The organism is Streptococcus oralis subsp. oralis, assembly GCF_002096435.1.
GTDB classification, from domain to species: Bacteria; Bacillota; Bacilli; order Lactobacillales; family Streptococcaceae; genus Streptococcus; species Streptococcus oralis_AA.
The window spans coordinates 610142-624641 of the sequence record NZ_NCUI01000025.1 but is presented as its reverse complement, the minus strand read 5'-3'; the positions used below and the strand labels follow the sequence as shown (position 1 = coordinate 624641).

Genomic DNA, 14500 nt, shown 5'->3' with positions numbered 1-14500 from the left:
GAGGGGCAAACCTCCTTCTACACTATTTTCCCTTAAATTCCGCAAAGGTCTGTAAGATTTTAGCTGCCACTGCTGGAGAAGGTTCTCCTTTTAGCTCTAACGTGTCATCTGCATATGGAGTAAGGCCAGCAAAGTCTCCTATCTGGACTGAATAAAGAGACGTTTTAAACAATTCAATATCGTTTTGGTCATTTCCAAAAGCGATGAAGTTCTCCCCGCATAACTTTTCAACAGTTGTCGCCTTATGAGTATCCAAGGGATTAACATAAAGGCACTTTTCATGCGCATGATAGGAGAGATGAGCCTGGCCTAGTCTTTCTAGCTGACCAAGCAGATCATCAAGCAAATCCTCATGGTCACCCATATAAACGACTACCTTAATCGGAGTCCCTAAGTCCTCAAGTTTCTGATGACGAGCCACCTTTAGGGGATCCACACTGGAAATAAATGGAATCTTCTCTACAATCTGACCACTGTAGTCAAAGCAATCATCTACAAAGAAAGGGAGATTATAAGTCTGGCAATAATCCACTAGCGCCTGATAAACTCTAGCATCAAGATTCCTTTCGAAGATAGCCTTCCCTAAATGATAGGCTTCGCCACCATTCAAACCTATGACTAAGCGCTGACTGAGTTCAGAACCTAATAAACCCAAACAATCCCGATAAGAGCGGGCTGAGGCAAACACAAGCTCATGCCCATAATCTTCAGCCTTTAAAAGAACCTGCTGAATCTCCTCATCTATGGTCATGTAGTCAAAAGATAGCGTTCCATCCAGGTCAAATACGAATTTCATCTTCCTAGTCCTTGTTTAGTGTTCGAAGCGCTGCCTGATAGGTTTGCTCCATTAGCATGGTAATCGTCATAGGTCCAACTCCACCAGGTACAGGTGTGATGTGACTAGCAAGTGGTGCAACAGCATCATAATCAACATCTCCACAAAGCTTGCCATTTTCATCTCGGTTCATCCCAACGTCAATGACAACCGCTCCTGGTTTGACAAAGTCAGCAGTCACAAACTTGGCGCGACCAATAGCTACGACAAGGATATCCGCCTTAGCAGCCACCTTGGCAAGATGATGGGTGCGTGAGTGGGTCAAGGTCACAGTCGCATTCTTAGCTAAAAGAAGCTGAGCCAGCGGTTTTCCAACAATATTTGAACGACCGATAACAACCGCATTTTTACCTTCTAGATCAATCCCATACTCATGAAACATCTCCATAATTCCTGCAGGTGTCGAAGGAATCATAACTGGATGACCAGACCAGAGGCGACCCATGTTTAGGGGATGGAAACCATCCACGTCTTTTTCGGGGTCAATGGCTAATAACACTGCCTCTTCGTCAATATGTTTTGGCAAAGGTAATTGAACCAAAATCCCATGCCAAGCTGGATCTTGATTGTATTTAGCAATCAAATCTAACAATTCCGCTTGGGTAATGGTCTCTGGAACTCGCACAACTTCACTACGGAAGCCAGCAGCAAGAGCTGAGCGTTCCTTGTTGCGAACATAGACTTGGCTGGCAGGATTGTCCCCCACCAAAATCACCACCAATCCTGGAACTAAACCTGCTTCTTCTTTTAGTTTTTCTGTCTTTTCAGACAACCGTCCTTGTAACTTAGCTGCAAGAGCCTTCCCATCAATAATCTGTGCCATATCTCTTCTCTTTTCTATCAAATATCCTCTATTATATCAAAAAATAACTCGCCATCCTAACACTTCTTGCCTAATGGACCCTATAGTCTGAAACTATAAGAAAAAGCCCTTATCGAGCTTTTATGCCTATTTATACTAGGTAAACTTGTCATTCTTTCTTTTTGACCTTGGGAGCAGGCAAAACTTCGTACATCTCCTTGATTAGTCTCGCTAGAAATGACTTATCTTCAGTGTCTTCTATCAAAATCATCTCTTTGGCTCCTTCATAAGGACGTTCAAGCCTAGTCTGTCCCAGTTGATCCATGACCACCTTCACAGGCTTCAGTAACAAACGATTATCATAGATTCCCCCAATAATCTTCCCACGATAATAAAGGATATACTCTCCCATCATTGGACGATAACTCATCTCCTCTAGCTCTGATAGCTGTTCGAGAATAAAATCTAAATATTCTTTACTGGAAGCCATGATGCCTACTCCATTTCTTCTAAAAATGAGGTCTTACAAAACCTTACTCAAAAATTCCTTGGTCCGTTGTTCTTTTGTTTGATTGAAAATCTCCTCAGGCGTTCCATCTTCGACAACAACTCCATCCGCCATAAAGATAACACGGTCTGCTACCTCACGCGCAAAGCCCATTTCATGCGTCACAATCACCATAGTCATCCCTGACTTAGCGAGGTCTTGCATAACAGCTAGAACTTCTCCGACCATCTCAGGGTCTAGGGCTGAAGTCGGCTCATCAAAGAGCAAAACATCTGGTTCCATAGCAAGTCCACGTGCAATAGCAATCCGTTGTTGCTGACCACCGGACAAACTCTGAGGATAAGCCGTCGCCTTATCTGGCAAGCCAACTTTTTCTAACAGTTCCTGTGCTCTTTTCTCCGCAACTTCCTTGCTTTCACCTTTGGTTTTAATTGGTGACAAAGTGATATTTTCCATCACTGTCATATTGGGAAAGAGGTTGAATTGTTGAAATACCATACCCATCTTTTCACGCATAGCAAAAAGGTCATTTTTCTTATCTGTGATATCAACTCCTTCAAAGATAACCTTGCCTTTACTTGCTTCTTCAAGGAGATTCATCGAACGAAGGAGAGTTGATTTCCCGCTCCCTGACGGACCAATAATGACCACAACTTCTCCACGTTTAATCTCAAGATTGATGCCTTTTAAAACTTCATTTTTCCCAAAAGACTTATGTAGTTCTTCAATTTTAATCAAGGTTTCTGTCATTATTTCTTGTCTCCTTGTCCAATATGTTTTTCGAATGCTTTCAACGCCACTGTCAAAACAGAGGTCATAATCAAATAGTAAAAGGCTGCAAATAAAAGAGGAGTCAACGGTAAATAAGTTGTTGTTGCTACTGTCGTTGCACCATTCCACAACTCCATCACCCCAATCGCTGATAAGAGGGAACTATCCTTGATAATGGTGATAAATTCGTTTCCCAGAGCCGGAAGAATATTTTTGATAGCTTGTGGCAAAATGACATAACGCATGGCATTTTTCGGACGAATACCGAGAGAATATGCGGCCTCTAACTGCCCTTTAGGAACCGCATTGATCCCTGCACGAACAGTTTCTGAAACGTAAGCTCCACTATTCATAGAAATAATCAGAATACCAGGAATCAAACGAGAAAGATCAACTCCTAAAATTCCCACTTGGATAGTCGGAGCATTGATATGCATAAGAGCAAAGGCAATCATAATCTGAACCATCATCGGAGTACCACGGAAGATCCAAACATACACATTTGCAAACCAAACGAGCGGTTTAAAGCGTGAACGTTGGGCAAAGGCCAGTAACACACCTATAATAGTCCCTAAGCAGACGACAAGGATGGAAATCAATACGGTAATCAGAGCACCATAGTTAAAATATGGTAAATACTTTGGTAAAAAAGAAAAATTCATATTCAATCAACTTTCTATGTATTGGATTGTATGATTATAACATGAATTGAATTAAAATGCAATCCTTTTTTCCCTAATTTTAACAATTAACTTGATAGAATAGAGAAATAGAGAGAAATCACAGTTTTTTTCTAGTCAACTACCTCTTGTTTATGGTAAAATAGAAACGATAAGAAATGGAGGAGAATCAAAATGGAATCACATTTGGTTAGAATCATTAACCGCCTAGAAGCAATGACAAAAGATGGTGGAAATCTAAAACGTAATTTTGAACGTGAAGGTGTTGTTGTCGCAGAAGTTGCATACAGCCACGACGAAGAAAACGGATCACTCTTCACCCTTCGCGATGTAGAAGCTCGTGAAACTTATACCTTTGATAGCATTGATTTGATTGCAATGGAGATCTACGAACTCCTTTACTAATATAAAAACAACGGGCAGTAAGGCCCGATAAATGAGAATCCTTTTTGTCACCGCAAATGGGATTTTTTCTTACCTTCAATGTCGCTTGATTCTCCATAAATCCTTCTTTTAAAAACGAACACTTCCCAATCTTTTTACTTGCTTTACACCTTAATCATGCTATAATGAGAGTATAAAACTTTGACTATTCTTGACCTTTTCTTAGGCTAAGAATAAGAATGAAATGAGGTAGATGTATGCTCTGTCAAAACTGTAAAATTAACGACTCAACAATTCATCTGTATACCAATATCAATGGACAGCAAAAGCAAATTGATCTTTGTCAAAATTGCTATAAAATTATCAAAACAGATCCAAATAATACTCTCTTTAAAGGAATGACTGACTTAAATAATCATGACTTTGATCCATTTGGCGACTTTTTCAATGATTTGAACAATTTCAAACCTTCTTCTAATAACGTCCCTCCAACTCAATCTGGTGGGGGATATGGAGGAAACGGTGATTATGGACCTCAAAACCGCGGCCCACTTCAAACACCTCCTAGCCAAGAAAGAGGACTCCTTGAGGAATACGGTATCAATATTACTGAGATTGCTCGTCGGGGAGATATTGACCCTGTTATCGGTCGAGATGAAGAGATTATCCGCGTTATCGAAATCCTCAACCGTCGAACCAAGAACAACCCTGTCCTTATCGGAGAACCAGGTGTTGGTAAAACAGCCGTTGTTGAAGGTCTAGCTCAGAAGATTGTCGATGGCGATGTTCCTCATAAACTTCAAGGCAAGCAGGTCATCCGTCTGGACGTGGTCAGTCTAGTCCAAGGAACAGGGATTCGAGGCCAATTTGAAGAACGTATGCAAAAGCTCATGGAAGAAATTCGCAAACGCGAGGACATCATCCTCTTTATCGATGAAATCCATGAAATTGTTGGTGCTGGATCTGCTGGCGATGGCAATATGGATGCAGGCAATATCCTCAAACCAGCCCTTGCCCGCGGTGAATTGCAAATGGTTGGTGCCACTACTCTCAATGAATACCGCATCATTGAAAAAGATGCTGCCCTAGAGCGCCGTATGCAGCCTGTCAAGGTAGATGAACCAACTGTCGAAGAAACCATTATCATCCTTAAAGGAGTTCAAAAGAAATACGAAGACTACCATCACGTCAAGTATACTGATGCTGCTATCGAAGCTGCTGCAAATCTTTCCAATCGCTACATCCAAGACCGCTTCTTGCCAGACAAGGCTATTGACCTGTTGGATGAAGCTGGTTCTAAGATGAATCTGACACTGAACTTTGTTGATCCTAAAGTAATTGATCAGCGTTTAATTGAAGCTGAAAATCTCAAGGCTCAAGCTACACGAGAGGAAGACTTTGAAAAGGCTGCTTATTTCCGCGATCAGATTGCCAAGTACAAGGAAATGCAAAAGAACAAGGTGATCGATCAGGATACTCCAATCATCAGCGAGAAAACCATTGAACATATCATTGAGCGGAAAACCAATATCCCTGTTGGAGAACTCAAAGAAAAAGAACAATCTCAGCTTATCCATCTAGCAGACGACCTCAAGGCCCATGTTATAGGTCAAGATGAAGCTGTCGATAAGATTGCCAAAGCCATCCGTCGAAATCGTGTTGGACTTGGAACTCCTAACCGGCCAATCGGAAGTTTCCTCTTTGTCGGACCAACTGGTGTCGGTAAGACAGAACTCTCTAAACAACTAGCCATTGAGCTCTTTGGTTCTGCTGACAGCATGATTCGCTTTGATATGAGTGAATACATGGAAAAACACAGTGTGGCTAAATTGGTCGGAGCCCCTCCAGGTTATGTTGGTTATGATGAAGCTGGGCAGCTGACTGAAAAGGTTCGTCGCAATCCCTACTCTCTCATCCTTCTCGATGAAGTGGAAAAAGCTCACCCAGATGTGATGCACATGTTCCTTCAAGTCTTAGATGATGGTCGTTTGACTGATGGGCAAGGACGCACAGTTAGCTTTAAGGATGCCATCATCATCATGACCTCAAATGCGGGTACTGGTAAGGCCGAAGCCAGCGTTGGTTTTGGAGCTGCTCGTGAAGGTCGAACCAACTCTGTCCTCGGTGAGCTCGGTAACTTCTTTAGCCCAGAATTTATGAACCGTTTTGACGGCATCATCGAATTTAAACCTCTCAGCAAGGACAACCTTCTCCAAATCGTCGAACTCATGCTAGCGGATGTCAACAAACGCCTCTCTAGCAACAATATCCACCTCGATGTGACGGACAAGGTCAAGGAAAAGTTGGTTGACTTAGGTTATGATCCAAAAATGGGGGCACGCCCACTCCGCCGTACCATTCAAGACCATATCGAGGATGCCATAACAGACTTCTACCTTGAAAATCCAAGTGAAAAAGACCTCAAGGCAGTTATGACAAGCAATGGCAATATTCAAATCAAATCTGCCAAAAAAACTGAGAAAACAGAAGAGATTACTTCTGAAATAGAAGAATAAATCTCATAAAAAGAACAGGAAACAAGATTTCCTGTTCTTTTTTTAATTCTCTTCTTGAACTTGATAGCGAAGAATTGTTTTCAATTTGCTTGGCTCCGTTCGATGAAGGTTATTGAGATAAATTTCTCGGTGGACTTCCGAAGTTCTTTTGAGTTTATGAAGTTGACAAAAATGCTCCATCTCTGCAAAAGTCTCATTTTCAGTATCAAAAGGTCCTACATGAAGCATAGCAAGACTTTGGCCTTCTTCTATCATTTCAAAACGAATAGCCTCATAGAGAGGATTTGGCTTCTTGATTTTGACCTCGTTCAGAGCTACCTCAAATAGTTCTCGCGTAATAAAATCGGGTTGCCCAATCATAATGCTATAAGAAAGCTCACTTTTTACCAGTTCTCCCTCCTTCTCCTTTTTCCATACACCTTCTAAAGGAAAGACAGTAAAATCAATGTAAACCTCATCCAGAGGAGCTTTTTTATACTTCATCTTTATCGCATAGGCCAAGGCATATAAGGCCCCTACGCGTTCTGAAAAATCTTCTTGATTTGGATCACCTTTACCATCAATCACGATATAGGATTGACCTGGCACCTGCAAGATGCTGGGCCTAGCTTTCACTTGATAAAGATTTTTTGCTTCTTTTCTCCATTCGTATTTCATTTGGTTCTTCTCCTTTCTATCACTAGTATAGCACCAAAACCCTGACATCTTTTGTCAAGGTTTGTAAAGTTTTTGGATTTTTTCTAATCTAAAAAGCAATTCCTTCTTCAGATGATTGGGGGCGAGTATTTCCACCCCATCTAGATAAGACAGGAGGTAAGTATACAGACTTTCATGCTCTGGTAGGACTGTCTTGACATAATAACACCCATCTTTCCCCAAGCTAATCTCATCTTCTGAAAAATCTTCATAAACCCGGAAAGCAAGCTTGGGACTAAACTTCAAGGAAACTTCGATTTGATGTGCCACTTGATCTGAACCATCAACCCAATCCCCCACATTTTTCTGCTTCACAGTTTCAGTTGTTAGGTGATAATTCCTAATTCTAGACAATTTGAAAAAACGCCACTCTTCCTTCAAACAACAGTAGGCATGAAGGTACCAATCTCTCTTTTTAAATACTAGTCTAAAGGGCTCGACTGTACGAATCGTTTTCTGACCACACCCACCTAGATAAGGAATCACCAGTTGCCTTTTCTCTAGAATAGCATGTTTGATGTTATCAAATAATTCTTTTTGACCTTCTCGCTTCCTCCAGTCAGTCAAGTCTACTTCTATCCAAGGGCTAGTAGAAACTTGAAAAATAGATTCCAACTTTTCAAGTAACAGATCTTGCCTTTCATTGGTCAGGGCTTGAATTCCTTGCAAAGCTGATAGAAGTTCTAATTTTTCATCCTCCGATACGAGAGTACGATCCAGAACAAAGTCCTTCATTAAAAAGATTCCGCCCGCCTTCCCAGGTATCGAATATAGAGGAATCTCCGCCATACTCAATCGCTCAATATCGCGATAAATCGTTCGTACAGATACTTCAAATAATCGGGCTAATTCAGGAGCCGTTGTACTGCCTTTTTCTAAAAGTAGATATAGGATACGAAATAGTCTTGATTCTGCCATAAAATCACCTCTCTTTTATTATACCAGTTATAGTGCTAGGTCTGGAAAGTTTAACGAGACAAGGATTTACCAAGACAAAGTAGCTTTTTCTGCACCAGTTCGTTGGTTTATTCTTGACAGCTAGCCCCTTGTCCATTATGATAATAATAAAGATACTAGATAATGAGGAAAATGCAATGGCAAACCCAACTTTTGGTGAAAAAAAAGAGAATGTGACCTACCAGTCCCGCTATGGTGTGTACGCAGTTATTCCGGATGCGGAGAAAAAACAAATTGTCCTAGTTCAAGCCCCCAATGGTGCTTGGTTCTTGCCAGGTGGAGAGATTGAAGCAGGCGAAGATCATCAAGAAGCACTGAAGAGAGAACTAATCGAAGAACTTGGCTTTACAGCTAAAATCGGAACCTATTATGGACAAGCTGATGAGTATTTTTACTCTCGCCACCGTGATACCTACTACTACAATCCAGCGTATCTCTACGAAGCCACTTCTTTCCAAGAAGTACAAAAACCATTAGAAAATTTTAATCATATTGCTTGGTTTCCTATTGACGAGGCTATTGAAAAACTCAAACGTGGTAGCCATAAATGGGGAATTGAAGCTTGGAAAATCCAGCATGGAATTGGCTAAAATACACGATTTTATCCAAAAAGTGCTATAATAGAGTTAGAAAATCGGAGGAACTGTTATGAAGCTTATCAATACGACAAACTCACACTCGCAACTTGTTAAAAGCCAATTAGAAAGCACAGACGCAACTCTTGTCGAGGTCTATTCTGCTGGAAACACAGATGTAGTTTTCACACAAGCCCCGCTTCACTATGAAATCCTCATTTCCAACAAACACCGTGCTATTCGTGAACCTGAAATCGAAACCATCCAAGACTTCTTCTTGAAACGTAAAATCGATAAAGGAAGCATTGATGAAGCCAATATCAAGACGCTTTATTCAGATAAATTGATTGAGATTTCAATCCCTATGAAATCATAACCACCCGTCTAACGGGTGGTTTGCACCAGGGCTATAAGCCCAAATCACCAGCCAGCGCCTAAAGACGCTGGCTTTCACGTTGTTCAAGCCTCATTGCTCTTGACTCGTCACTTGCCTCTTAAAGAGACCTTGGTACTACTTACCACTATCCCTAAAGGGATCCTCATATTCTTTTACACTTAATTTATCTAGTGCTATATCATGCTTTTCCTGTTCTTGAATATATTTCTTAATTGTGGCTTCATTAAGCCCTACTGTACTTACATAATAACCTTCTGCCCAGAAATGCCGATTCCCAAACTTGTACTTGAGGTTGGCGTGTTTGTCAAACATCATGAGTGCACTTTTACCTTTTAAATACCCCATGAAACTTGAAACACTTATCCTCGGTGGAATACTGACTAACATATGTACATGGTCTGGCTTTAAGTGACCTTCGATAATCTCAACACCTTTATAACTACATAATCGATGGAATATTTCTCCCAAACTGCTTCGATATTGATTATAAATTACTTTTCGTCTATACTTAGGGGTGAACACAATGTGATATTTACACATCCACTTTGTGTGTGATAAACTATGTGCCTTTTGTGCCATATTTTTCTCCTTTCGCTTTACAATTGGCTTGAACACCTTTATTGTATCGCGTTTGGAGTTTTTTGGTATAACCTTCGATGCGCACCCGCATAGCGGGTGGTTTATTTGTCTCGCACCTTGCGGAGCGAGACGGACTAGTAGTCACATAATAAGAAGACCAGCTAAAAGCTGGTTTTCTTTTGCAAAAAAGATTGGTAGTTGTATACTACCAATCTTTTAATTCTATTTCACCGCTTCTTTTAAAGCATCTACCTTGTCTAATCGTTCCCATGGAAGGTCAATATCTGTACGTCCCATGTGTCCATAAGCCGCTGTTTGACGGTAAATTGGGCGTTTGAGATCCAGCATTTGAATAATTCCTGCAGGGCGAAGGTCAAAGATTTGACGCGCTGCTTTTTCAAGCTTGCTTTCAGCTACTGTTCCTGTACCAAAAGTATCGATACGAACAGAAACAGGTTGCGCCACCCCAATAGCATAAGCCAATTGCACTTCTGCCTTCTTAGCAAGGCCTGCTGCAACGATGTTCTTGGCAATGTAGCGAGCTGCATAAGAGGCTGAACGGTCCACCTTCGTCGCATCCTTACCTGAGAAGGCACCACCACCATGGCGAGAGTAGCCACCATAGGTATCCACAATAATCTTACGACCAGTCAAACCTGAGTCTCCTTGAGGTCCACCGATTACAAAACGACCAGTTGGATTGATGAAGAATTTGGTTTGCTCATCCAAGTAAGATGCTGGAATTACTTCTTTGATAACCTTGTTAATCACATCATTGTGAATTTGTTCATTGCTAACTTCTGGGTCGTGCTGAGTTGAAATAACGACTGTATCCACCCGTACTGGACGGTCATTTTCATCATACTCAACCGTAACTTGTGATTTAGCATCTGGACGGAGATAGCTGATTTCACCAGACTTACGAAGTTCTGCCAAACGACGAACCAACTTATGACTGAGTGAGATTGGCAATGGCATGAGTTCTTCTGTCTCATCCACTGCAAACCCAAACATAAGACCTTGGTCTCCAGCACCAATCAAGTCAAGCGGATCTTGATCTGCATTCCCACGAACCTCCAAGGCTTCGTTAACACCTTGGGCGATATCTGGTGACTGCTCAACAAGTGACGGATGAACTCCCACCGTCTCCGCAGAAAAACCATACTCTGTATTGGTATAACCAATCTCTGCAATGGTATCACGAACCACACGGTTAATATCTACATAAGCATGTGTAGATATTTCACCAAAAACATGGACGGAACCTGTGTATACAGCTGTCTCGGCAGCAACGTGCGCATCTGGATCTTTAGCTAAAATAGCATCCAAAATCGCATCTGAAATTTGGTCTGCAATCTTATCCGGATGCCCCTCAGATACAGATTCAGACGTGAATAATTTACGTTCTGACATAAAAATGTCCCCCCTTAAAAAATATTGTTATAGAGTTACAAAGTACTGATAGGAAAACTACTAGTAATGAATACCTACCACCTTATCGGGACTATATAACCTTATCATTATACCACTTTTTACTTTTTTTTGCAGTATTTTCTATAAATCAAAAAAAGAACCTTACGGCTCTTTTCTCGGCATAAAAATTTGGCTTGTACTCCATAATACAGAAGATCATACCTATGCTTATCTGCATACTTCGTTTACAAACTACCTATTTTTTTGTCTGCTTTTTCCTCACAATGTTCTTACAAACAATCTTCCAGTTAGGCTTACTGTTCCTTTGATTTTCTATTGCTTACAGTTAAGCCAAGTCCAGCCATTAGGAGGCCAAGTCCCACAATACCATAGTTCGCTGTATCATTACTTCCTGTATCAGGGAGTTTCGCCACTTCTTTTTTATAAGCTGTAGCTACTGGAACTGTTGTAGTTGGAGTCGCACTTCCTGTCTGAGCAATAGGTAGTGTTGTACGACGTTCTAAGTAAAATTGGTAATTATCTTTCGTTACCTTGTAATTGTGTCCTTCAGTCACAGTTTCAACAATCAAAGACGCCACATCTTTAGTCAAGGTATCTCCAAATTTCTTACTGTAATCCAGAATTCTATCATCATTAGTAAAACCTTTGTAGTCTTTTTTAAATATGCTAGACGTTACTACAATTCTCTCAATACCATTTGCAGTTAATGTTGCAACTGTATCTGCAATTTTTGGAACTGATGAATCTTGTTTAATTGGATTATCTGATAATAGAACCGCAAACTTTTTGTTATTAGGTGACTTAGACCAATCATATGTCGAAACAATTTGATTTAGTGCAGGTGTTGACGTTTCCTCAGAATCTCCTCCATGAGCAAGCTCAATTGCAGCGAGTGCTTTTTTTAGTTCAGCTGGATCAGATGTGAAATAAGAACCACCAAATTTTGTTAGAATTGTACCTTCATTTGTTTTTCTAAAATTACGCCCATAAACCTCATCGCTAAATGTTGCTAAACCAAAGCGTGCTACCAGACCATCTTTCGAGAGATTATTAACAAACTCATTAACATTATCTCGGACAGTATCAATAACAGTCTGCATTGAGAGCGAACGGTCAACAACAAAAACGATATCGGCTGATTTAGATTTTGAAATCGTTTTTGTCGCTTCCTTGATTTCGACTGTAGTTGTTTTATCAACACGTTCATATTGGGTATAAGAATTTCCATCTTCATCTTTGCCGCTCACTGTACTCTCAGTTGTTTCAGTCTTTGGAGCAGGAAGTTCTTCGCTTTTTACAGGAGCCACTTCTGTCTTTGTAACTTCGACTGTTGCAGTTTCTTCATGAATCTTTTGATTACCTTCTTGACGTTCTTTCACGTCAATAGGTGAAACCTTCTTAGAAACGTCTACAAGTTCTCCAGGTTTTGCATCTGATTTGTTAACGACTGGTTTTGCCTCGTCAGCTTTGATTTCTGCTACAGCAGTTTCGGCAGCAGACATACTTGCTTCGGTTTTCTTTACTGTTTCAGTTGAAGTAGACGCTGTTTTTGTTGCTTCATCTGCAGACACTTGTCCGACCTGAGCAAAAGCAAACAAAATTGCTACAGAAGCCAACCCAACTTTCATTTTACGAAATGAAAAACGTTGTTGTTTCATAAATGTTTTATCCATAGAAGTCCCCTTTTCTTTTCACGGATCAAATTATATAATCCGATTGTTTTATAGTATGATAACACAAATTTGTATAGTTTTCAATTTTTTCCCTTACATTCTGGATATTATATCGAACCAAAAATAAGTTCTAACACTATTACTGTTTCATTTATCAAATTATTTCAAAGATATAATTATTAGATTTTTTGAATAAATTAAGGAATAAAAACTCAGTAGAATCAGGTGATTCTACTGAGTTTTTAAAATGTTTGGCGTTTGGCTTTACGCTCGACACGGCCACGAGCCCGATTTTCAGCACGCTTGGTTTTGCGACGTTTTTCATCCACCGCCCATTGAATCTTCTTCTTATAGCCTGGTTTGACTTTTTTCTTTTTCTTTTTAACCAAGCCAATCATTTCAATATCAAGCTTGTCCTGCTTCTTTTCACGATTGGCACGACGATCACGGTCATAGGTATCTTGAAACTCTCCGTCTTTGACCATCTTAGGGGTAAACTTAATCCCTAATTTCTCCAATTCACGGATATCCGAGTCATCACTTGGCTGGTAAAGGGTAATAGCTGTACCAGGAAGACCATTGCGTCCAGTACGTCCCACACGGTGAACAAAGAAGGACAAGTCTTGAGGAATGGCGTCATTGATAACATGACTGACACCTTCAATATCAATTCCACGCGCTGCCAAGTCCGTTGCGACAATATACTCAAAATCAAGATTTTTCACCTGATTCATGATCCGCTTGCGTTCACGAGGGGCAATATCTCCATGAATCTTTGCTACCTTCAATCCTTGAGCAGTCAAGTATGCATGTAACTCATCAGCACGCGTTTTTGTGTTAACAAAGATCATTGCCAAATACGGTTGCATCAACTGAGTCAATTCATAAATCTGAGAATTCTTATCTCGTCCCTTGGTCGAAATCAACCAGTTATCAATGGTATCAGAGATGACTGTTTTTGTTTTGATTTTTTCCATAACAGGATTTGACAAATATTTTTTCAAAAACGGTTGTAACTTCTGTGGAATGGTCGCTGAAAAAACCATGAATTGCAGGTCCTTAGGAAGGCTTCCTGCTATCTTATCAACTGTTTCTAAGAATCCCATATCCAAGGTCATATCGGCTTCATCGACAACGAAGGTCTTGGCCTTGTGAATAGCCAAATCACCAGATTTGACCAAATCATAGATGCGACCTGGCGTTCCGATAACGATATGTGGTTGGTTGCTGGCAAGTTTTTCAATCTGACGCGCCTTATCCGTCCCACCCACATAATTAACCACACGAACTTCGACATCTGAGTGAGCTGCAATCTGACGAGCTGCTTGGTAGATTTGAGTAGCCAACTCACGACTCGGTGCAGTAATGACCGCTTGCACACTATCGCTAGTTTCATCTAATTGCTGGAAAATGGGTAATAAGAAAGTATGAGTCTTTCCTGAACCAGTTTTCGACTCGCCCACCAAATCACGACCTGCCAGTACAATAGGGATTAATTTTTCTTGTACCTCTGTCGGAGTTGTAAATTTTAACTCCTCCAAGGCTTCTACTATATAATTTTTAAATTGAAATTTCTTAAATGACATACTATCCTCGATTCTATCTTTTCAATTATACCATATTTTGTCCTATTGCAGTAGCCCCATTTGAGTCTCAGTCCTGTAGTAAAGATTCGAATAGATTAAAAGGTTGG

15 protein-coding genes are annotated in these 14500 nt (G+C 40.5%); 4 read left to right on the top strand and 11 right to left on the bottom strand.

All coding sequences use genetic code 11. The features are described from left to right. Positions 1-22: 22 nt before the first annotated feature. The 5 genes from B7723_RS09345 to B7723_RS09325 form a co-directional block, all read right to left on the bottom strand. Positions 23-796 carry an HAD hydrolase family protein gene (locus B7723_RS09345; protein ID WP_084849420.1) on the bottom strand — a complete coding sequence of 258 codons (774 nt, stop codon included), beginning with the start codon at positions 794-796 and terminating at the stop codon, positions 23-25. A gap of 4 nt (positions 797-800) precedes the next feature. Then, positions 801-1658, bottom strand: coding sequence for a bifunctional methylenetetrahydrofolate dehydrogenase/methenyltetrahydrofolate cyclohydrolase (locus tag B7723_RS09340; RefSeq protein WP_193431853.1), 858 nt, complete (start codon positions 1656-1658; stop codon positions 801-803). Positions 1659-1806: 148 nt separating this feature from the next. After that, entirely contained in the window at positions 1807-2127 is a 321-nt protein-coding gene (locus tag B7723_RS09335; RefSeq protein WP_084849422.1) for a TfoX/Sxy family protein, read from the bottom strand. Positions 2128-2160: 33 nt separating this feature from the next. Further along, entirely contained in the window at positions 2161-2895 is a 735-nt protein-coding gene (locus tag B7723_RS09330) for an amino acid ABC transporter ATP-binding protein (protein WP_000140926.1), read from the bottom strand. Further along, positions 2895-3578, bottom strand: coding sequence for an amino acid ABC transporter permease (locus B7723_RS09325; RefSeq protein WP_001011622.1), 684 nt, complete (start codon positions 3576-3578; stop codon positions 2895-2897). Before B7723_RS09325 ends, B7723_RS09330 begins: the two co-directional genes overlap by 1 nt. Positions 3579-3770: 192 nt before the next feature. Between B7723_RS09325 and B7723_RS09320 the strand changes: the two genes are divergently transcribed. Then, positions 3771-4001, top strand: coding sequence for a DUF1797 family protein (locus B7723_RS09320; protein ID WP_000443577.1), 231 nt, complete (start codon positions 3771-3773; stop codon positions 3999-4001). 236 nt (positions 4002-4237) lie between these two features. Further along, entirely contained in the window at positions 4238-6496 is a 2259-nt protein-coding gene (locus tag B7723_RS09315) for an ATP-dependent Clp protease ATP-binding subunit (protein WP_084849423.1), read from the top strand. 42 nt (positions 6497-6538) lie between these two features. Here B7723_RS09315 and B7723_RS09310 read toward each other — a convergent pair whose 3' ends face one another. Continuing rightward, positions 6539-7153: a GyrI-like domain-containing protein gene (locus B7723_RS09310; RefSeq protein ID WP_084849424.1), complete on the bottom strand. Its 615-nt coding sequence runs from the start codon at positions 7151-7153 to the stop codon at positions 6539-6541. Between the two features lie 54 nt (positions 7154-7207). Beyond that, positions 7208-8110: a helix-turn-helix transcriptional regulator gene (locus B7723_RS09305; protein ID WP_084849425.1), complete on the bottom strand. Its 903-nt coding sequence runs from the start codon at positions 8108-8110 to the stop codon at positions 7208-7210. A gap of 176 nt (positions 8111-8286) precedes the next feature. On the opposite strand from B7723_RS09305, the gene B7723_RS09300 reads away from it, so the two are divergent. Both B7723_RS09300 and B7723_RS09295 read left to right on the top strand, forming a co-directional pair. Next, positions 8287-8739 carry an NUDIX hydrolase gene (locus B7723_RS09300; protein ID WP_084849426.1) on the top strand — a complete coding sequence of 151 codons (453 nt, stop codon included), beginning with the start codon at positions 8287-8289 and terminating at the stop codon, positions 8737-8739. A gap of 58 nt (positions 8740-8797) precedes the next feature. Continuing rightward, positions 8798-9100, top strand: coding sequence for a DUF1827 family protein (locus B7723_RS09295; RefSeq protein ID WP_084849427.1), 303 nt, complete (start codon positions 8798-8800; stop codon positions 9098-9100). Positions 9101-9235: 135 nt separating this feature from the next. Here the strand turns inward: B7723_RS09295 and tnpA are convergent, their stop codons facing one another. From tnpA to B7723_RS09275, 4 genes are all read right to left on the bottom strand, one after another. Then, a complete protein-coding gene (gene tnpA / locus B7723_RS09290) occupies positions 9236-9700 on the bottom strand; it encodes an IS200/IS605 family transposase (RefSeq protein ID WP_084849428.1) in 465 nt (154 codons plus the stop codon). A gap of 222 nt (positions 9701-9922) precedes the next feature. Further along, positions 9923-11113, bottom strand: a complete 1191-nt coding sequence (gene metK, locus B7723_RS09285; RefSeq protein WP_000003912.1) for a methionine adenosyltransferase — start codon at positions 11111-11113, stop codon at positions 9923-9925. 314 nt (positions 11114-11427) lie between these two features. Then, positions 11428-12807 carry a VWA domain-containing protein gene (locus tag B7723_RS09280; protein ID WP_084849429.1) on the bottom strand — a complete coding sequence of 460 codons (1380 nt, stop codon included), beginning with the start codon at positions 12805-12807 and terminating at the stop codon, positions 11428-11430. A 242-nt stretch (positions 12808-13049) separates the two neighbouring features. Then, positions 13050-14393 (bottom strand): DEAD/DEAH box helicase, encoded by a 1344-nt coding sequence (locus B7723_RS09275; RefSeq protein ID WP_084849430.1) that lies wholly within the window; start codon positions 14391-14393, stop codon positions 13050-13052. Positions 14394-14500 lie beyond the last annotated feature (107 nt).